The sequence below is a fragment of the Methanocellales archaeon genome (genome assembly GCA_028715985.1).
In the GTDB taxonomy this organism is placed as follows: Archaea; Halobacteriota; UBA148; order UBA148; family UBA148; genus UBA148.
In genome coordinates this window covers 123,877-143,617 of record JAQUQR010000003.1, presented here as the reverse complement: position 1 = coordinate 143,617, position 19,741 = coordinate 123,877, and the positions used below count along the sequence as shown (strand labels likewise).

At 43.5% G+C, this 19,741-nt stretch carries 13 protein-coding genes, 3 tRNA genes and 2 rRNA genes; 7 read left to right on the top strand and 11 right to left on the bottom strand.

The annotated features are described in order from the left end of the window. Positions 1 to 41 precede the first annotated feature (41 nt). The 7 genes from PHI74_04595 to PHI74_04565 form a co-directional block, all read right to left on the bottom strand. Positions 42 to 3,000, bottom strand: a 23S ribosomal RNA gene (locus PHI74_04595). A 251-nt stretch (positions 3,001 to 3,251) separates the two neighbouring features. Further along, positions 3,252 to 3,362, bottom strand: a tRNA-Ala gene (locus PHI74_04590). Between the two features lie 157 nt (positions 3,363 to 3,519). Continuing rightward, a 16S ribosomal RNA gene (locus PHI74_04585) occupies positions 3,520 to 4,993 on the bottom strand. The 16S and 23S rRNA genes sit together here with 1 tRNA gene alongside, the layout of an rRNA operon. A 689-nt stretch (positions 4,994 to 5,682) precedes the next feature. Beyond that, complete coding sequence (locus tag PHI74_04580) at positions 5,683 to 7,299, bottom strand: protein kinase (GenBank protein ID MDD5485285.1); 1,617 nt, start codon at positions 7,297 to 7,299, stop codon at positions 5,683 to 5,685. A gap of 122 nt (positions 7,300 to 7,421) precedes the next feature. Beyond that, the gene (locus tag PHI74_04575) at positions 7,422 to 7,943 is read right to left on the bottom strand and encodes a hypothetical protein (GenBank protein MDD5485284.1); all 522 of its coding nucleotides are present in this window, start codon (positions 7,941 to 7,943) and stop codon (positions 7,422 to 7,424) included. 478 nt (positions 7,944 to 8,421) lie between these two features. Further along, a tRNA-His gene (locus PHI74_04570) sits at positions 8,422 to 8,543 on the bottom strand. 208 nt (positions 8,544 to 8,751) lie between these two features. Further along, positions 8,752 to 8,875 (bottom strand) — tRNA-Ser (locus PHI74_04565). 59 nt (positions 8,876 to 8,934) lie between these two features. Between PHI74_04565 and PHI74_04560 the strand changes: the two genes are divergently transcribed. Genes PHI74_04560 through PHI74_04550 form a run of 3 tightly spaced genes read left to right on the top strand, consistent with a single transcriptional unit; the run spans position 8,935 to position 11,273 of the window. Next, a complete protein-coding gene (locus PHI74_04560; GenBank protein ID MDD5485283.1) occupies positions 8,935 to 9,141 on the top strand; it encodes a hypothetical protein in 207 nt (68 codons plus the stop codon). A gap of 3 nt (positions 9,142 to 9,144) precedes the next feature. Beyond that, positions 9,145 to 10,074, top strand: a complete 930-nt coding sequence (locus PHI74_04555; GenBank protein ID MDD5485282.1) for a carbohydrate kinase family protein — start codon at positions 9,145 to 9,147, stop codon at positions 10,072 to 10,074. 32 nt (positions 10,075 to 10,106) lie between these two features. Beyond that, positions 10,107 to 11,273 carry an NDP-sugar synthase gene (locus PHI74_04550; protein ID MDD5485281.1) on the top strand — a complete coding sequence of 389 codons (1,167 nt, stop codon included), beginning with the start codon at positions 10,107 to 10,109 and terminating at the stop codon, positions 11,271 to 11,273. Positions 11,274 to 11,287: 14 nt separating this feature from the next. On the opposite strand, the gene PHI74_04545 is transcribed toward PHI74_04550, so the two are convergent. Continuing rightward, a complete protein-coding gene (locus PHI74_04545; protein ID MDD5485280.1) occupies positions 11,288 to 11,725 on the bottom strand; it encodes a bifunctional nuclease family protein in 438 nt (145 codons plus the stop codon). A gap of 109 nt (positions 11,726 to 11,834) precedes the next feature. On the opposite strand from PHI74_04545, the gene PHI74_04540 reads away from it, so the two are divergent. After that, complete coding sequence (locus PHI74_04540) at positions 11,835 to 12,341, top strand: DJ-1/PfpI family protein (protein ID MDD5485279.1); 507 nt, start codon at positions 11,835 to 11,837, stop codon at positions 12,339 to 12,341. A gap of 451 nt (positions 12,342 to 12,792) precedes the next feature. Here the strand turns inward: PHI74_04540 and PHI74_04535 are convergent, their stop codons facing one another. Together PHI74_04535 and PHI74_04530 are read right to left on the bottom strand one after the other, a co-directional pair. Further along, positions 12,793 to 13,758, bottom strand: coding sequence for a glycosyltransferase family 2 protein (locus tag PHI74_04535; GenBank protein MDD5485278.1), 966 nt, complete (start codon positions 13,756 to 13,758; stop codon positions 12,793 to 12,795). Between the two features lies 1 nt (position 13,759). After that, positions 13,760 to 14,053 (bottom strand): hypothetical protein, encoded by a 294-nt coding sequence (locus PHI74_04530; GenBank protein MDD5485277.1) that lies wholly within the window; start codon positions 14,051 to 14,053, stop codon positions 13,760 to 13,762. A gap of 347 nt (positions 14,054 to 14,400) precedes the next feature. On the opposite strand from PHI74_04530, the gene PHI74_04525 reads away from it, so the two are divergent. From PHI74_04525 to PHI74_04515, 3 genes are all read left to right on the top strand, one after another. Then, entirely contained in the window at positions 14,401 to 14,760 is a 360-nt protein-coding gene (locus PHI74_04525; protein ID MDD5485276.1) for a hypothetical protein, read from the top strand. 12 nt (positions 14,761 to 14,772) lie between these two features. Then, complete coding sequence (locus PHI74_04520; GenBank protein MDD5485275.1) at positions 14,773 to 16,197, top strand: phosphatidylinositol-specific phospholipase C domain-containing protein; 1,425 nt, start codon at positions 14,773 to 14,775, stop codon at positions 16,195 to 16,197. 61 nt (positions 16,198 to 16,258) lie between these two features. After that, the gene (locus PHI74_04515; GenBank protein MDD5485274.1) at positions 16,259 to 17,242 is read left to right on the top strand and encodes a hypothetical protein; all 984 of its coding nucleotides are present in this window, start codon (positions 16,259 to 16,261) and stop codon (positions 17,240 to 17,242) included. A 736-nt stretch (positions 17,243 to 17,978) separates the two neighbouring features. Here the strand turns inward: PHI74_04515 and PHI74_04510 are convergent. Then, positions 17,979 to 19,730, bottom strand: coding sequence for a ribosome biogenesis/translation initiation ATPase RLI (locus PHI74_04510; protein MDD5485273.1), 1,752 nt, complete (start codon positions 19,728 to 19,730; stop codon positions 17,979 to 17,981). Positions 19,731 to 19,741: the final 11 nt, after the last annotated feature.

Genomic DNA, 19,741 nt, shown 5'->3' with positions numbered 1-19,741 from the left:
CACATAAGTTTGCGACCCAAATATCGCCTGAATTCAGCTAAGCAAACTGGCTCGGGCGTTAGTGGTCGCGGACTGAACATCTCGTTGCCTTGATGCGTACATCCCGACTCTATCAAACTCTTCTTCTAAGAGTGCCCTTTAGAAGTCTCTTTTCAGGGGTGGTTTCGAGCTTAGATGCTTTCAGCTCTTATCCACTGGTGCGTGGCTGCTCGGTGTGCCCTGTCGGACAACCGATAGACTAGAGGCACCGTTGCCTAGTTCCTCTCGTACTATAAGCAACTTCCCCTCAGACCTCAAAACACCCCTAACAGATAGTAACCGACCTGTCTCACGACGGTCTAAACCCAGCTCACGATCTCCTTTAATAGGCGAACAACCTCACCCTTGGCCGCTGCTGCACGGCCGGGATGGAGAGAACCGACATCGAAGTAGCAAGCCACCGGGTCGATATGTGCTCTTGCCGGTGACGACACTGTTATCCCCGGGGTAGCTTTTCTGACATCATTAGCCCCCACCAAGGGGGCATAATGGTTCGCTAGACCAGACTTTCATCTCGCGATTCTTTGCTATGGGGAATCGCATCAGGCTGACTTTTGCTCTTGCACTCTACAGCGGATTTCTGACCCACTTGAGTCAACCTTAGGGCGCCTTAGATATCTTTTCTAAGGCGTGGCGCCCCACCCAAACTGCCCACCAATCGGTGTCCTCCTCTCGGAGTAAGGGTCGTAGTTCCAGAAGGGTAGTGTCTCATTAATGGCTCCCCACTTCCTAGCGAAAGTGGATCGACGCCTCCTACCTACGCTGCACGTCCAAAACCACAGCCCAACGACAGGCTGCAGTAAAGCTCCACGGGGTCTTCACTTCCCATTAGGGGTCCCCAGACTCTTCACTGGGATGTAAAGTTCACCGGTTTCTGGCTAGGGACAGTGGAACTCTCATTGGTCCATTCATGCAAGCCGCCAATTAAGCGGCAAGGTACTACGCTACCTTAAGAGGGTTATAGTTACCCCCGCCGTTGACAGGTCCTTCAGCTCCTTGAACGGAGGTTTCAGATACCCGCACTGGGCAGGATTCAGGGATCGTACTAGCCCTTACGGGTTTGCGATCCCCTATGTTGTTATTAGACAGTTAGAGTTCCCTCGTCACTGCGACCTGCTTTCTGCAAAGCAGGCACTCCTTCTCCCGAAGTTACGGAGCTAATTTGCCGAATTACCTTAGCCAGATTAACGCCGACACGCCTTGGTCTTCTCAACCAGGGGCACCTGTGTCGGTTCTTGGTACGGACTTTCAGCTCCCTTTTCACGGGCCCCTGGGATTAGCCGAATTGCTTCATCATGCATTCATCCACTTCTCGCCATTACGGCTCTCCATGGATTTCGACACTTGAACAGTGCGACGGCACTGCTCGACCTACCCTGAGGCGTCGGTTTTATTGCTGAAAGGTACAGGAATATTAACCTGTTTCCCATTTGACATTCTCCAATTAGGAAATATCTTAGGACCGACTAACCCTCGGCTGACGAACATTGCCGAGGAAACCTAGCCCCTACGGCGGTCGGGATTCTCACCCGACTATGCTGCTACTATTGCCAGGATTTTCGTTCCCATGTGGTCCACACCTCCTCACGAAGGTGCTTCTGCCCTCACAGGACGCCTTCCTACGAGATTATCTTGCGATACTCCGAGGTATCGGTGGTCGGCTTGAGCCCCGTCCATTTTTGGGGCCCCAAACCTCGACTGGTAAGCTGTTACGCACTTTTTAAAGGATAGCTGCCTCTAAGCTCACCTCCCAGTTGTCTAGGGCGTAGGACGCCCTTTAGTGTTAACACTTAGCCGACACTTGGGGACCTTAACCACGGTCCGGGTTGTCTCCCTTACGGACTAGAAGCTTACCCCCCAGCCCCGACTCCGATCTTCTACGACGACAGAGGTTTTGGAGTTTGACAGAAGGACGGATAGTTTCCCACCCGTCTCCCTCAATCAGTGCTCTACCCCGCTGACTATCTCTGATCAGGTCATGCTGCGGTATGTTTCGGAAGGAACCAGCTATCACCGAGCTTGATTGGACTTTCACCCCTAAACGCAGGTCACGCGAGTGATTTGCAAATCAACACCGCTAGCGGACCTCCACGTAGTTTTCACCACGTTTCATCCTGCCCACGCCTAAATCGCTCGGTTTCGGGTCGTATCCAAGTGACTTCACGCACTTGTACACGCCGCACCTCAGGCATACGCCCTATACCCACGAGGGGTAAAGGGCGAAATTCCTTGCGCGCTTGTCGCTTTCGCTTTGACTGCGCTGTTACCAGCTTAGTCTCGCCACTCAGATACATTCCCTGGCCCGTTATTCAAAACGTATGATACGACATCGGCGACGATGCTCATACTACTGCCTCGCGACAGATTCTTTCGCATCGAAGTTCCTTTCACGCCGTATCGCTCCATCACCATCCGATTTCAGGCTCTTTGCACCCCCCTTCTTGGGGTACTTTTCAGCTTTCCCTCACAGTACTATTGCGCTATCGGTCTCAAGACGTGTTTAGTTTTGGAAGTTGGTGCCTCCCAAATTCCCGCTGCATATCCAAGCAACGGTACTCAAGATCGAGCCGCAATCCACCAGTTTACATCTACGTGACTGTCACACTCTTTGGTGCCCCATTCCAGAGGACTTCAACTTTACTGGTTTGGACCGTATTCGACTCGACTTATAACACCACATCTCCCTTTTATTTCGAAAAGGGATTCAGTTTGAACTTTGCCGTGTTCGATCGCCTTTACTAGCGGCATCTCTTCGATTTCTTTTCCTGCCCCTACTAAGATGTTTCAATCCGGGGCGTTCCCGATCCTTACGGATCGTCTCCCGAAGGAGACAGGAATTCCCATTAGGGCATCCTCGGTTCTAAGGCTCCATGCACCTACCCGAGGCTTATCGCAGCTTGGCACGCCCTTTATCAGCGCTTGAGCCGAGCCATTCGCCGGATGGCATATTTGCCAGAATCCGCTTCACTGAACTCAGTGAGCGTCTAGGTCACAAACTTATGTATGGTCTCATCTAGCTGATTAACGTTAACGTAAACGCTATCCACCCTTCCCGGACGAGATCTCTCTCATCAGGTGCACCCATCAAAAGAGGTTTTAAAACCCCCGGAAATCAAAGATTTCCTGTGACCAGAAACCTAAAGTTTCCTGTCATTTTTAAGCCCCCCTTATAAGAGGAATACCAAGGTAGAAACATGGTTTCCCCTTGGAAATGGACTCGCTGGGATTTGAACCCAGGGCCTCTGCCTATTTCACCTTGGGTTTCAAAGGGATAAAGCCCTTAGGATGCAAAGGCAGCGCTCTTCCAACTGAGCTACGAGCCCAACACAAAGACACAGCTCGTTACACCCAATAGAGCATATGCATTCCAACTATAAGGAGCATTCCAAGTATAAGGAAAACTCCAGGGAGTTCCCAACGAATCTTATAGGACTTTACATACCCTAACAGTTTTTCGGCTCTGATCGGTTGTATTTCGTTAGGAGGTGATCCAGCCACAGATTCCCCTACGGCTACCTTGTTACGACTTAACCCCCCTTGCGAAACCTAAGTTCGAATGCCCCAAGAAGAGGCAGCCTCACTCAGACCTCACTCGGGTGGTTTGACGGGCGGTGTGTGCAAGGAGCAGGGACATATTCACCGCGCCATTTTGAGACGCGATTACTACGGATTCCATCTTCATGGGGGCGAGTTTCAGCCCCCAATCCGAACTACGATCGGGTTTAGGAGATTGCCTTCACCTCTCGGTGTCGATGCCCATTGTCCCGACCATTGTAGCACGCGTGTAGCCCGGGAGATTCGGGGCATGCTGACCTACCGTTGCCCGTTCCTTCCTCCTCTTTAGCAGAGGCGGTCCCCATAGTGTACCCATCTCCCCAAAGGGATTGCTGGCAACTGTGGGCGCGGGTCTCGCTCGTTGCCTGACTTAACAGGATGCTTCACAGTACGAACTGACGACGGCCATGCACCTCCTCTCAGCTAGTCTAGCAAGGTCTTCAGCCTGGCCTTCATTCTGCTGTCGCCCCCGGTGAGCTTCCCGGCGTTGAGTCCAATTGAACCGCAGGCTCCACCCGTTGTGGTGCTCCCCCGCCAATTCCTTTAAGTTTCAGCCTTGCGGCCGTACTTCCCAGGTGGCAAGCTTCATGGCTACCCTACGGCACCACAGTAGCTCGCAGCTACTGTGACACCTAGCTTGCATCGTTTACGGCTAGGACTACCCGGGTATCTAATCCGGTTCGTGCCCCTAGCTTTCGTTCATCACCGTCAGACCCGTTCTAGCTAGACGCCTTCGCCACTGGTGGTCTCACAGGGATCACAGGATTTCACCCCTACCCCTGAGGTACCTCTAGCCCCTCCCGGTCTCAAGCCTAGCAGTATCCCTCGGCAGCCTGACGGTTAAGCCGCCAGATTTCCCAAAGAACTCACTAAGCCGGCTACGAACCCTTTAGACCCAATAATAGTGATCACCACTCGAGCCGCCGGTGTTACCGCGGCGGCTGGCACCGGTCTTACCCGGCTCTTGCTAATAACTGTTTTTTAGACAGTTGGACAGTTGATGCTAGGCACCAACACTCGGGGTCCCCTTATCGCACTTTCGTGCATTGTAAAGTTTTCGCGCCTGCTGCGCCCCGTAGGGCCTGGATTCGTGTCTCAGAATCCATCTCCGGGCTCTTGCTCTCACAACCCGTACCCGTCGCCGGCTAGTAGGTACGTTACACCCACTACAACCTGATAGGCCGCAGACCCATCCTTAGGCGCCTGAGCTTTGGACCATAGGGCATTCCAGCGCCTATGATCTATCTGATATTATCCCCAGTTTCCCGGGGTTATCCCAGACCTAAGGGCAGGTTATCCACGTGTTACTGAGCAGTTTGCCGTGCTCACGAAGAACACACAACTCGCATGGCTTAATCGGACCCCGATAGCAGTGACCTCTGGCAGGATCAACCAGAATTGGAATTTTTGAGGTTTTTTTAAAAAAAAATACACCGATCGGAGTGACCGAACTGTTAAGGCGAACGTCAGACGTGAAATTACTCACGTCTCCACCTAGACTGTACTATAATCAGTACGGTTGTATAGTATGACTTCTACAATATATAATAGTTATGCTTGAGATATCGAATATCCACAAGCATGGGAGAAGTCCTTTATTGAGCCTCCTTATGTAAGTCTGTCAGTACTTAAGAGTTTTGGTTTCTAAATGGTACTTCCGAAAGTTGATGGCACCGTCAAATAAATTTTGGGGGTTTGAATTTACATTTAGAGAGTCAAATTATGGCAATCAAGTCGATGATTACAGTAGTTAGACAAATTTAGATCTATTCTAATGGACAGAACAGGCAATAGAGTAACACTTGAATTCTCTATTCTGTGGATTCTCCATATGCAACATTAACACAAAATCGGCTTCTTAGACCAGTGTTTGAAAGCTAGAGATTCCGCAGCCTGTTTATCAGGAACTGCCTTTTTGTACCTTGATCATTAGTGCCAGTTCGCCCGTTGGAAACAGCTAAAGTCTGCGGAGGGACATGAGAGGTAAAAGACATGTAACAAAGCTGATAGATTCACGCCATAATGCGGTCAATGAGATTACAGAGTATATCAGCGTTTATTGATCTAGAAATTTTCCTGCATTATTTCTTACTTTGTTCTATCTGACATTTTCTCATATAGCGTGCGAAGGGCTTCAATAGAGATAGGCCATCGCTTCGTTCTATATTCCGCATTTTCATTTAATAGGTCTTCCGTTATCTTTCGTACTACCTTACTTACCTCAGGATTAGCTATTTTCTTCAAATAATCAGGGAACGACCCTGCTCTAGGCAGCTCTCCGGAAAACAATTCGTAAAGAATAACTCCAAAAGAGTAATAATCTGTTGCTTTCGTAACCTCCTTCGGGTTTTTCCTTTGCTCAGGAGACATGTAATCCTTACTGCCTATAATCGCTCCAGTCTCGGTTAGCGACATGTCTTCTTCTATTACGCTTCTAGCCAACCCAAGATCTGAGATAAGCGCGCGACCATCTTTGAACATGATATTATCAGGCTTTAAATCCCTGTGTATTAACTTCATTGAATGTATGTAGTCTATGCATTCTGCGATCCTAACCATTACGGCTAACTTTCCTTCGGTAGATAGGGTATCCTGGTCTATTCGGTCTCTTAGAGAGCCGCCAGTGCAAAAATCCATGACATAATATGGATATCCAAAGACAGTCCCCCTATCTCTGATTGCAACTAAAAAGTCGGGGCTTAGGCTCTGTAGCCTCTGAATCTCTCTCTCGAAACGCTCTCTCATTGACGGTGAACTCCTAAACCTGTAGTCTGGGGCAAGAACCTTTATGGCTACCAGCTCTTTTATACCTTCTATCAAAGCTTTATAGACAACACCGGCCCCGCCACTTCCTAACCCTTCCTTTATCTCGTACTTAAGACCAGTCGAACTTCTCAGCCATTGGTTAGAGGAAAGGGGGCAATCATCCAATTCTCGGTTTTTGAAAGGAATAATAGGAAATGTTTGTTCGGGTTTATAAAAATCCCAATTAGGGTGTTTAATAACAAATCCACTGGTTGTTTTTATGCCGGAGATTTCAATAATACCATTTGGAGGAAAACTTAGGTCTACCTCGATAGATCTTAGATTCCCCCAGCAAATATCAGCGCTGGGATGGTTCATCTTCTCATAGATTCTAAAAGCAGTTTTATAACACTCCTTTGCCTTGAAGAGGTCATTTATACCACGATAACATACTCCTAAATTCTGGTATATTTGAGCGACGGATAATCTGTCATCTCTTTTCTCAGCCAAATCAAGAGCTTCTTGGAATAGAGCAATGGACTTCTTATATCTTCCAAGTGATAACCAACCATTAGCAATATTAAAAAGAATCATATTATATTGAGATTCAAAATCAGGCTTTTCTAAACAATCTTTCAGGCTTACACATTCAAGAGCATCGTAACCAATTTGAACTGCCTGAATTGGATCTCCAAATTCATCGTGGTTCCAATGCATGAGTTCAGGTGTTGATACTAAAATTGCTTCATGCCATCGGATCTTGATGCCGACATGTCTTAATATTTCTAAAAATAATATTAAGGCATCTCCATCCAACACTGGATCTGATATCATTTTCTGAAATTCACTTATGGTAATGTTTTTTTCTATTCTAAGTATATATTCAGATTCGATTCTTTTAAAAAAAGCTGATGGTGACTTGGAGAAGCTTTCAATTTCAAACCTAGCAAAGTCTGCCATCTTTTCCACTGTCAGAACTTCCATGAAGAGCCTCCTTTTTTTACAATGATGGTTGTGATTACGATCAAAATAAAAGTGTCGCATGTCGGTTGTAGAATTTAAGGTTGATGAAAAGGCGAAAATTAAAATCCAGCAACTAAAAGTACGAATCCAATAGTTAGAAGTGTCAAACCCACTCCAGTGAATTTCTCAAAAGGTCTGAAAAAAGCTTTTTCTTTAATTTTAAATTTTACTTCTCTAGGTTCCTGGTCAGTACTAATAAAATGAATATCATATGTCCCAAGTGTAAGTGTACTAGAAACTATACCGCTTTTACCTGTCACTTTACAGTAGGTCAAAACACTATGATGCCCCACATCCATGGGCACGAAATCGAAAATCTCTGCAACGACGTCTCTTCCATTTATCTCTTCAAAAAATACTTCCACCCTGACAAGGGGAAAATGAAGGCAGAAAATTATTCCAGCATATAGGTAGCCCTCTACATTCTTATCTTGAGTTTTGGCTACTCCATCTATATCTCCAATGTTCCACTCTTTTTGATAAGTATAGCAGACTATTGTAAATATGGCACTGGCTATGATGACAATTAAGCCAACTATTGAGATCTGGCTTGATGTTAAGAAAATGTCACTTATGATCATCATGCCGCCCCACTTTATACGTGTTCAACACTTACCACCTCTTGTTTACCCAGTACCACATCGTCTGCGCGAAGATGTTCTTGTTCGCCTTCTCCGAGATATAATTGGCAATCTTTTGATATCCCCATCTCTTCTGGCGGAGCTTTCGATCATCATTTCACTCGTAACCAGATAATGCTTGTTTGTATTTTTGGTTTCGGTGTTTTTTCTAATTATTTTCTTTTCGTTTTTTTAGTTGAGTTGCCTCTGCACAGTTTTCACAGCAAAAAATCGTTTCCTCTTCATTTATTTCCATTTTGACATAATCGCCCATCTATCTGTCACAAGACATACAATCCATGAACTACTTTCATTTAATTTAACTGAAACTTTTTTTATAAGGATGTATATCCACCAAACCTTCTTTTGTGAACTCCCACATCCAGAATAGGACGTCGACCACTAAATTGAACGATCATATCAAGTCCTGTACTAGATAGGCCGGGGCCGAGATTTGAACCCGGGTCCTGGGATCTCTGCAAAAGCGCTTTGCGCTGCGCTTTGCGCTAAGCGAAAAGGTTTGCCACAGTCCCAAAGGATAGCCAACTACCCCACCCCGGCACTTGAAATTCTAATGCTCTATCGACTATTAACTTTTTCATTTCCTGTATATATCACTATATTGGCTAACTCTTCCGCTTCACATTCATTTATACCTTTTGATGTCTCCATACCATGAGAATTTTTAATTATGAGGAATCCCTAGAGAAGAAACCATCTGTTATGAGTCACCAAGCTAAAGAGGATTCTATTTTACTCGTCCAATACACGCCGGGGTTGGGATTTGAACCCAAGTGCTCCCAAAGGAGCAACAGGTGTCCATGTGAAACGATGCCATGCTAGAGTCGTCAAACACTCGAGCCTGCCGCATTTGTCCGCTCTGCCACCCCGGCTTCAAGCATAAGAGCGCTCAAAAACTTAAATAGTTATCTTCTTTACTTATTAGGGGGCGATGATGATAAAAATAAAAGTAACCATCGTTGCTGGAGAGGAGATATATACAGAAGTCCCAGAGGGTGGGGACTATGAAAGCCTGCTTATCGATCTGGGGATTAACCCAGAGACTGCTATCGTGTATAGAGATCAACAGGTAATGCCACTAGATGAGTGCGTCGAACCGGGCGATATAAAAATCCTGAAGGTCGTGCCCTGGGGCTAGATGATGAAGATTGCAGCAATCGGGGATGTAAACGTAGATTTGATCGCTTCTGTAAAATGCCTCCCCAAGAAAGGAAAACAAGTTATCACGAATGATTTTGAAATTCACTGTGGAGGATGTGCAGCGAACTTCGCCTTTGCATGCACCAAACTAGGGGCTGAGGTCAAACTCTTCGGGAAGTTGGGTGACGATTTGTTTGGAAGGCATATACGTGCAACATTAGAGGAAAACAGAGTTGATGTCTCCAACGTATCGCTGTCAGATTCAAACGAAAAAACTGGTTCTACGGTGGCAATAGTTCAAGGTTCAGAGCGCAGCTTCATAACACACAGGGGCACAAACGCCACCTTTTCGGTGAGCGATGTGGATTGCAAGAAGCTTAAAGTCGATTTAGTGCATTTACCCTCATTTTTCTTACTTGAAGCACTTCAACACGATTACGGAAAGATCATCAGCTCGGTAGATGGTTTGAAATCGATTGATCCCGGTTGGGATCCATTTGGATGGGGTCCGGAAAAACTAAGGCAACTCAAAGATATACTGCCAAACATGGATATCTTTTTTTCAAACCTCGATGAAGCCAGAAGAATAACAGGTAAGAGGGAGCCACATCAAATTATAGAAAAGCTCCTCAAACTGGGCATAAAGGTCATAGCCTTGAAAATGGGAGAGATGGGGAGCATGGTCTCAGATGGAAAAAAGGCAAAGAGGTTAGCAGCATTTGACGTTAATACCGTTGATACTACAGGAGCGGGAGATGCTTTTGATGCCGGATTTGTGATTGCATATCTAAGTGGGAAGGAGCTCATCGAGTGCGCAATATTTGCGAATGCCACAGCTGCCCTAAGCATCGAAGGCATTGGTTGGTCCACTTACAGCACGCTGGAAAACGTCAACGATTTTTTGAGATCGCATAAGGTGAAAGGGTTATAAGTTATATGGGAAATTATAACTGAGGTATTTGAATGAAGGCATGCATCATGTGCGGAGGTATGGGAACCAGGATGAGACCCCTCACATTCGAAAGACCAAAGCCGTGCATCCCGATTTTGAATAAACCATCGATAGGATATTTGATAGAGCATTTATCCACTAATGGCTTCGATGATATAGTTTTGACCTTAGGGTATCTCGGAAATAAAATTGAAGAATACATCAAAGATGGATCGACTTTCGGCGTTAGAGTAAATTACGTATACGAAAAGGAGAGACTTGGAACAGCAGGCAGCGTTAAGAATGCTGAAACTTATTTGAAGGATGCACCATTCTTGGTTGTAGGCGGGGATCATATTCTCGATTTCAGTCTTAGAGAGATGTATCGATTCCATGAAGAGCATGATGGAATGGTTACAATAGGCCTTCTCCCAGTAGAGGACCCGCAAAAGTACGGCATTGCGGATATGAGCGTGGACAACAAGATTAAAAGATTTATCGAAAAACCAGCACCAGAGCAAACTTTTAGCAACATAGCGAATACTGGAATCTATGTGTGCAATCCAGAATTACTGGAATGGATTCCTAGGAGACGATACGATTTTGCAAATGATCTTTTTCCAAGTTTACTACAGGAAAACGAACCCATATATGGTTGGTTGGTAAAAGGATACTGGACAGACATTGGAGATCCAATCGAGTACAGGGTTGCAACAAGATGGAAACTGGATAATTTGTCGACGGAAATTGATGGGCACCTATACAGCAAAAATGCAAGGCTAAAAGGTCCGATGGTATTTGAAAATAGAATCACACTTGGATATAACTCCTCTATAGCAGACCATGTGGTAATAGGAGAGAACACAAAGATCGGGGATAATGTCTCAGTTGGTTCGTATACCTCCATCGGAAGGAACTGCTTAATTGGAGATAGTTCAAAGATCGCATCCTCATACATATATGATGGAGTTCAAATTGGAAAAAGGTCATTCGCCTCTGGCGCGATAATAGACAAAAATACCGTCATAGGCGAGGATTGTATATTGGAAAGCGGTGTCATCATAGGTCCCAGAGTCATAATTCCAGACAGAGTTACCATTCATTCAGATGTTCGGATATGGCCAGAGGTCGTCATAAGACCAGGGGGAGATGTCAAAGAGGATGTGATAAATGAAGGAACATCTTTTGAAGGATCATAGATTTAGTCTAGATTCTAGTCTAGATATATGATATCTTCTATCTCGTTTTTATCTAATGCGGCTTTTGTGATTACGCTCTTTCTTACCAAAACCTCTGCATTCGCCCTTAATGCCAGTGCAATGCAATCGCTTGGCCTAGCATCCAACTCTCTTTGTAGACCATCCTTCTGGATTATCAGCCGAGCATAATAGACGCCGTCATCTAGGTTATCAATTAATACCCATTTGATTTGAACATCCAAACACTCCAAAAGCGAAATGACTAGATCGTGAGTCATAGGCCTGGGCGTGATTTCATGGTTCAAAATGGATCCTATAGAGATTGCCTCAGCTATTCCAACATATATTGGAAGCGCCCTGTCTCCATCACATAACAGAACCAATGGCGTGGGTCCCGCTGGAGTGTTCACCATATAAACGCCTTTGACGTTAACAGTAACTAGGTCATCCATACGTTGCTTAAGAGTCCATCCCAAGTATATATATTAATATGCCCCATTAATCTGTTCCACAAAATTTTAAGGCATGCTGTTCTCATTATTTATTTTATCGGTGAGAACGATGCGAAGGATACTAATGATCATATCTCCAAAAAATTTTAGGGATGAAGAGTTATTGGAGCCGAAAGATATCCTCAAAAAGGTTGGATTTGAAGTAGTAGTCACGAGCGTTACTAGCGAAACATGCATTGGCATGTTCGGCGCCATGGTCAAACCAGATCTTATCATCGACGAGCTTAATGCAGAGGAGTTTGATGCAGTGGTTGTAGTGGGTGGTGCAGGCACTCCTGTGCTGAGCCAATATGATAAGGTCCTCCAGATCCTCAGAGAGGCAAATGAGCAAAAAAAGATATTGGCGGCAATTTGCCTCGGACCGATCGTATTAGCAAAAGCAGGGGTGTTGGAGGGGAAAAGGGTCACCGTATTTCCCTCTGGAATCTCTCAAATCGAGAGCGGTGGAGCCCAATACGTTTCCGAGTCAGTGGTCACTGATGGTAACCTGATCACAGCTGATGGCCCACAGAGCGCCAAGATGTTCGGAGACGCAATAGTTAGCGCATTAGCTTAGGTTTTCTCCTTTCATAAACAAATTGCAGGTCTTTTGGTAAGCTTAAACTAAAGACCACACCGAATACGAGATTCATGCGATATGTGGTGATATATGATATACTGGATACGAATAATGGCCATCCAAACCATTACATTATGAACATCCCAAGAATTGATGAAGGAGTTATAACTGTCAAGATGGCTTGTTTCGCAAAAGATGGTAAAAACATATAACCCTAACTAACTATATCCGATGAGAATTCAAGATTGGATGCTTATGTTTAGAGTTGAGATGTCAAAGGCTTGATGCCCTCATATCGACGTGTCTTTCTTATAAATACAACGCATCACTTAGAATTTACATTAAGCATGAGAGAGTTAACCGTTCACAATGAATGTCGTAAGCAAGGGAGTTGGGCACATAGTAATGTCAATCGCTATTGAAAACCATCTTTTCAGACTGCCCATTTTCAAACCGTATATCTGACCGTTTCTTTCCATTCGATCTGTCTGCGAAGCAATTTCTTGGATAAAGCCACCAGAGCACATAGCCATATCATCCATGCATCTACGACAAGCCCCATTAATTTGAGGGTGAAATCCCCTATGCCATTAGAAGAACGCCACAATCGCATGCTATAAGACGGCACGAGTGGACTGGCTATGAACGTGAAAAATGAGATAGTCATCGCAGAAAACCATGTGATTTTCCTGCTCCATGGAATTTTTGCTCTGTAGAATCCACTAAAATATTTCAGCCCTTCACAGGCTCCAGATATCCACCTGACCCTCTGGTTAAAGAGGTTCATTAAAGTCATGGGAGCTTGCTCGCCTACACGCGTATTAGCAAGAACTGCTATATTGCCCTCCAGATAGATTTGCTGCATAAGATCAGCATCCTCGCAGATCGCAGTTTCATCCAATCTTATCCTATCGAAGATTCTTGCATCGAGAACGCCGATCAATCCATTAAACTGCATAAATCCATCCATTCGATCAAGAAGTCGATATAGGTCTGCTATTAGAATATATTCGGCTGATACGACCCTTGATATTATGCTGGCATCTGGATTAGTAACATATCTAGGAGCGCTAGCAATGACAGCACATTCTTTTTCTAGTGCCCTGACGCACTCAACCAGAAAATTTTTGTCTGGACGACTATCGACATCGAAAAATGCAATGTAATCCGCCGTGATGATGTCCAAGACATCGTTGATCGCACCCGCCTTTCTCCCCCTAGGCTTTCTGGCGATCACATCGACAGACTGATCTTGTAAGTATCTAACGCGGTGGTCATCACCAAGGGAGTCGATGACATAGGTTATGCATACCTCTATAGAGTCTCGATCCAACCTTGACAAAGACTCTAAGGACTTTTTTATAACATAAAGTGGCTCATGCAACGAAACTGGAACGATGATATTCAGTTGCATATCAGAGCCCAAACTGGGAAATTATCAGGGTTGCAATGTCTTCTCCTAGGATCGCCTTAGCCAGTATGTTCAGCACGATGCCGATGATCGCTCCACTGATCAAACTATTTATCACTCGAATTTTAATGATTAAAAATGCCGCTATTGCGATCAATAGCACCAATCCTGCCCCAGAACTGAGCATCGATATAAGCTCCACAGAACCAGCCAGTAAGTCTAGGAGAAACGTAACTGCCCCAACACCCAGAAATATTCCTATGGCAACCCCCACAAGGGTCAACGTAGTATCTCTCATATATGAGGAGTAGTGAATAACAACATATAAAATTATGGTGAAAAATGGATTCAAACAAAATCAGACCTAATTTTCGAGGCACTATTTACGATACCACTGCTACCCATGATGAGTATGTACCTGAGACATTTACCGGCAAAGAAGGATGGTTACCGCGTGGGTTATCGAATTAGAGACATAGGTGGCTTATGGCGCCTTTACGGATAATTTCAATATAGATGAAATAATCACAGGTATATGCTAGTAATTATCCGACGGTTATTTATATCCATTTGCGAAATAGTAGGATAAATATAAAAAGCAATGTCGGCTACTAGAATAAAACTGAGACTATATGGGTAATATTTATGGGACGAAATGCAACTATTACAATGGAAAATCTTTCAGGCTATGATTGGGATGACTTAAAGACAAACATAGAACATGGTAAGTTCAACCAAAACCCTCCCTCTGAAATACCAAAAGATAAAATGGGAGTTTTTGAGGTTGGAAATCGTACGGGAGCCAAAATAGGCCCAAAAGGTTCTATCTCTTATTCAATGGGTAATAATCTTAGAATTGTTATTACATGGGATCATCCCTTCTCAGCATCAACTAGTACCTATACCTGTTATTCCGAGCCGGAAGGTAAAATTAAATCAACTTTGTCTCCGAACCACCCAACAGGTCATAATCAAAGTATAACATTTACTGTTGAATCAATTTAGGAGCTATAGATCATGGGAAGAAATGCTACGATAAACATCGCTAACGAAACAGGATACGCTCTGAGTTATGTATCCCATAATATAGAGCACGGTAAATTTAACGAAGACCCACCATCTAATATTGGTGTGGGAGAAACAAAAACTTTTAAAGTTGGAAATAAGACGGGAGCCAAAATAGGCCCCAAAGGATCTGTTACCTATAGATTGAATTTAACATCTGAGATTTCTGTTGATTTGGTTTTTTATTGGGATCATCCATTTGGTCACACATCGAGTTCGTATGAGATGGGGTCAATTCCCGATTGGTTTTCGAGTTATTATCTAGATCCTTCGAATCCAACAGGTCATGATCAAACTGTTACGTTTCATACACGATTAAACGATTATGGATTTGACCCTAAAAACTGGATGTCCAACTTACAAGGAAGTACAAATTTAAGGAAAATCGTCATCCCGGGATCTCATGATAGCGGAACGTATGAAATTACTCCATCTTCCTATCTATGCTTAGATGCAGATAATCAGATATTAGTTTTTGCCAGTAATGTGGGGATTGCAAGCCAATGGGCAAAGGCTCAAAGCAACTCAATTTTGTCTCAGCTTAACTCCGGTAGAAGGTATTTTGATATTAGAATAAGTGATGGTTACTACTCTGGATTAGTGATTAAAGATCTGAGTATTAACAATGTAGTTGGAAGTCCGATTGTTTGCCATTCGGTCGGCGTCACTCCTCCGTCCTCAATTTTAGACGATATTAAACAATTTATTAGCAGCAACCCCAAAGAAATAATCATTCTGAATTTTCAGCATTTTTATCATAAGCAAGAAGATGCCACTGATTTTTACAATGACTTGATCACGCAGATAAAGTCCAAACTTGGTTCAAAAATTATTGAAAGATCTACTTTTGGAGAAAAAATTGAAAATCTTACACTTCAACGGCTCTGGGATAATGGTAGCCAGGTACTTATCCTCTTTGATAAAGACCATAAAGTTGAAAAAACATTATCTCCAGAAGACGGAACAATTTTTAAAGATGCCTATGAAACAATTTACAATAATGAAACAGCCATTTGGTCAGCAAACGATTTTATGTCAAATATATGGCCCAAGGCATCAAGTACTGACGCGTTAAAAACTAAGCTGAAAGATATTGTTTCTAATGAAATGCCTGGCACAGATAAATTGTTTGTTTTACAAGGAGTAGTAACTCCTAATAACAATATGTACTTGAATGCCATAAGCGGAGGACTTCCTAAGAGTCTGGAAGAATTGGGAAATCAAGTCACGCCAAACGTTGAATCATGGGTAGTTAATGACTGGGTAGATAAAGACCTAAATATAATTATGTGTGATTGGGTTTCTAATTCAATTATTACTCAATTATGTTATTTGATTAACAAAAAAAGAAAACTTAGTCCTGTAGCTAATGATTAACAAAATGCATTAAAACGACCTTTATGCAAACAGTTCTTGCTTTATCTATTTATAATTTTGAATGACCGAATCGGGCCGAAAGAGGTTTTTTAAAGAAATCATTGGTGCCATTGACTCATTAAAACACAAGTATGATAAAGACAGTGGGGCCTACACGAAAGGGAGTAAATTTAAGTTGACGGATATTAAGCGCGCGCATGGCTCAGGTGAAGCTGCTGATTTGATCGCCCATCAACAAGGGGTTTTTCAGTGTGATGGTAGTCAAAATTATGTCATAACAGGCAGTGTCAAGAATAACCCAAGTTATTTTTATTTAATTAAGAATGGGAAAGGATGTAAATGTAATGCCGGTAAAGATTATTGGCCTATTGAAACGACAATGACGCACCCTGGTGGAATTCAGGTTGCTGAAAATATTCTCGCTATCGGCAATGAGCAATATATATACGGTCAAGCAACAACTCATGGCGATCGATCAAATATACGATTCTTTGATATTGGCAATGAATCTTCGGTATTTGAGTTGAACCATCTGCTCATTGAACGACAGGGAGATGGAAATATCGCATCTGCTGTTGCTCTTACAAAAAACGGCGAGCAGTGGGTGTTGGCTGTTCGAGCCAAGGAAGGGCTAGATTTTTACTGTTTAGATGGTGATATTCAAAATAAAAAAAATAAATTTTCAGATGTCGGCCATCTTGATAAAAAGAAATATGGTCTAAAAGACTTCCAAACCATTCAATTATTCCCGGCTGCGAAACCCAGCTCTGCGGAACCCAACTTTTACTTATTTGGAATGCCTGAGGGAAGCTCAACAACTGATAAATGTTGGATTTACAAAGTAAACTTTGTTTTTAACAAAGATGGAAAAATAACACACGTTAGTAATGCCATTGAGTACACAACCATTCATTTTGTTCGAGATGGCACAGGCCCACGTTTTAAGTGGGGTGCAGGAGTCAGGTATACAGGTGATAAATTTGAGGTGACTTCAATTGCAGGCCATGTTGTTGACGATAAGATTGAATGCAATAGATGGGTTTAATCTTGCCGATAACAGCCTTTTAATTTTCATGAAGATTATAAGTTGACCGCTATTCCGTTGAGTTTCAAATTTGCTGCAAAGCGCGGCTTTATGAATTTCTATTTTTTTATTGATTTTCAGGATTGCTAATGAACAATTAATTTTGATTAAAAGCAATTGCTTAACAGTTTATCAATTTTTTTTAAAAAAAAACTGTGGGATGCAAGTAATTTCATGTATTTACTATGTCATGGATTTATGTATTTATTATATATTTTTAATTTTACAGAAAATCAGTAATTCTTTCCTTATCAGCCCTAAATAACTTGATCGCAAGTCTATCGACCATCCGAATGCCTTCATTCTCAATTGTGGTTAAATATATATCCAAGATGCAACGAAGGTTAGCAAAAAATAGGAGGTTTTCAAGTAATGTATTGTGAGTGTTGCATGAAGTGGATTGATATATTTGAATACTACGGCAACGAAGGGCTATGTGACGACTGTAAAATCAATGTCAGTGAATCGACTAACTTAACTTAATAGACATATGACCTCGAATTTTGAAAGACCTAATCTAAACTAAAAGAAAACCTTGGGAAAATATATTCAAAAATTTTTTTGTTTGTCGCTATATCCGAATTACGATAAGAAACCAGCTGTCCAAAGATACCATAAACTTCTCAATTTCAGAAACTATCGAGATCAAGACGTTAGGGTCAAAATGCACGTTAGATGCAAAGTCCACCAATTTGTGTCATATCTCCTGGTAATAATACTCGCCCTTTGCTTTTTGCTCCCTGTCCAGCTTTGATCCAATTTTATTTACCCTCGGTCTCTTGCTCTCTTCATCTCGCCTAAAGGTGATATCCACCTTCTTTAGGAAGCAGTTCATACCCTCACGCATTTCAAAGGGACCAAGGGCATGTCCATGTACTCCGGGCTCACCTTCAAAAACCATCAATCCATCGCTGAGCAGATCGATCATATAAATATCGTGATCCACGACCAGAACACCTACATCATTGTTTTCCGCAAATCGACGTATCATGCTGGTCGCCAAAGCCCTTTGTTCTATATCCAAGTGCGCACTTGGCTCATCCAGAATATAAAGGTCTGCACTCCTGCTCAGACAAGCCGCTATTGCCACCCTCTGCAGCTCTCCACCGCTTAGATCTGCTAAGTTCTGGTCTAATAAACGCTCAAGTTGAAGCGGTCTGCTGATTTCGGTTTTGTAGTAACTGGAGTCAAATCGATCCGTTATAGAGCGAAGGAATTGATCGACCCTTATCTTTTGATCTCCCTTGAGGTATTGTGGCTTATAGGATATCTTCAGGTCCAGATCTATGTTGCCAACATCTGGCTTGATCAATCCCGCAAGTATTTTAGAGAATGTGGTCTTACCAGTGGCATTTGGGCCCACAATGCCCATGACCTCACCCCTTCGAATGTCCCCTCCCTCTACGTCTAATGTGAAATTGGGGTATTGCTTCCTGAACCCATCAAATTTTGCAAGGATAAAAGCCTCCTTTTGTACCCTTGGTGCATGGACTTCGAATTTAACCTCCTCAGCACGAATCCTGACATTTTCCTCCGGTAAAAATCCTCGCAGGTACTCATTGATGCCCACCCTGACTCCTTTCGGATGTGTGATGACACCGTATGCTCCTGGGGTTCCATATACGATGTGCACTGCATCAGCCAGCAGATCCAAAATAGCCAAATCATGTTCAACAATTACTACTGTGCACTCCTTGGAAAACTCTCGAATTAGATTGGCGGCTTTGATACGCTGGTGTATGTCCAAGTAAGGCGTAATCTCATCAAAGAAGTAGAAATCAGCGTCCTTGCTTATGCACCTCGCTATGGCAATCCTCTGCAGTTCTCCTCCGCTGACATCACCAATTCTCCTGTCTAGTATATGATCGATGTCCAGCCGAGCCGTCAGAGCATCTATCCCTCGACCGTCTGGTAGCAACTCACGGACATAATCGTCCTTGTTTGCAATAAGATCGATGCGCTGTGGTTTTTGTGAAACTAGAACCTCGTTTCTGGAAATCCTTCGCATATATTCTTGTAACACCGATCCTTTGTAGTGAGAGATGATATCATCCCATGGAACGTCCTCACCCCCTAAATTTGGTTTTAGATCCCCAGCTAGTATCCGTATAGCAGTTGTTTTTCCGATACCATTTTGACCTAATATGCCAATGACACTACCCTCTTGGGGTATGGGCAGTCCGTATAGAGCGAAACCATTTGCCCCGTATCTATGCGTTTCCCTCTCCCTAAGTTCCTCTTGCAATCGGATGATTGAGATTGAGCCAAATGGACACTTCTTGACACATATGCCACATCCCACGCATAGTTCTTCAGAGATCACGGGTTTTCCATCGTCACCCATGGTCACCGTCTCATCTCCCGTCCGCACCCTAGGGCAAAATCTCAGACATTCATGGGTGCATTTTCGAGGTTGACATCGATCTTTATCTATAATCGCAATTCTCATGAGTATCCCAA

Excerpts from the sequence above, each read along its gene's own strand:
- PHI74_04580 (MDD5485285.1), bottom strand. The coding sequence starts at position 7,299 with ATGGCAGACTTTGCTAGGTTTGAAATTGAAAGCTTCTCCAAGTCACCA.
- PHI74_04545 (MDD5485280.1), bottom strand. The coding sequence starts at position 11,725 with ATGGATGACCTAGTTACTGTTAACGTCAAAGGCGTTTATATGGTGAAC.
- PHI74_04510 (MDD5485273.1), bottom strand. The coding sequence starts at position 19,730 with ATGAGAATTGCGATTATAGATAAAGATCGATGTCAACCTCGAAAATGC.
- PHI74_04515 (MDD5485274.1), top strand. The coding sequence starts at position 16,259 with ATGACCGAATCGGGCCGAAAGAGGTTTTTTAAAGAAATCATTGGTGCC.
- PHI74_04550 (MDD5485281.1), top strand. The coding sequence starts at position 10,107 with ATGAAGGCATGCATCATGTGCGGAGGTATGGGAACCAGGATGAGACCC.
- PHI74_04555 (MDD5485282.1), top strand. The coding sequence starts at position 9,145 with ATGAAGATTGCAGCAATCGGGGATGTAAACGTAGATTTGATCGCTTCT.
- PHI74_04535 (MDD5485278.1), bottom strand. The coding sequence starts at position 13,758 with ATGCAACTGAATATCATCGTTCCAGTTTCGTTGCATGAGCCACTTTAT.
- PHI74_04520 (MDD5485275.1), top strand. The coding sequence starts at position 14,773 with ATGGGAAGAAATGCTACGATAAACATCGCTAACGAAACAGGATACGCT.
- PHI74_04575 (MDD5485284.1), bottom strand. The coding sequence starts at position 7,943 with ATGATCATAAGTGACATTTTCTTAACATCAAGCCAGATCTCAATAGTT.
- PHI74_04530 (MDD5485277.1), bottom strand. The coding sequence starts at position 14,053 with ATGAGAGATACTACGTTGACCCTTGTGGGGGTTGCCATAGGAATATTT.
- PHI74_04540 (MDD5485279.1), top strand. The coding sequence starts at position 11,835 with ATGCGAAGGATACTAATGATCATATCTCCAAAAAATTTTAGGGATGAA.
- PHI74_04525 (MDD5485276.1), top strand. The coding sequence starts at position 14,401 with ATGGGACGAAATGCAACTATTACAATGGAAAATCTTTCAGGCTATGAT.
- PHI74_04560 (MDD5485283.1), top strand. The coding sequence starts at position 8,935 with ATGATGATAAAAATAAAAGTAACCATCGTTGCTGGAGAGGAGATATAT.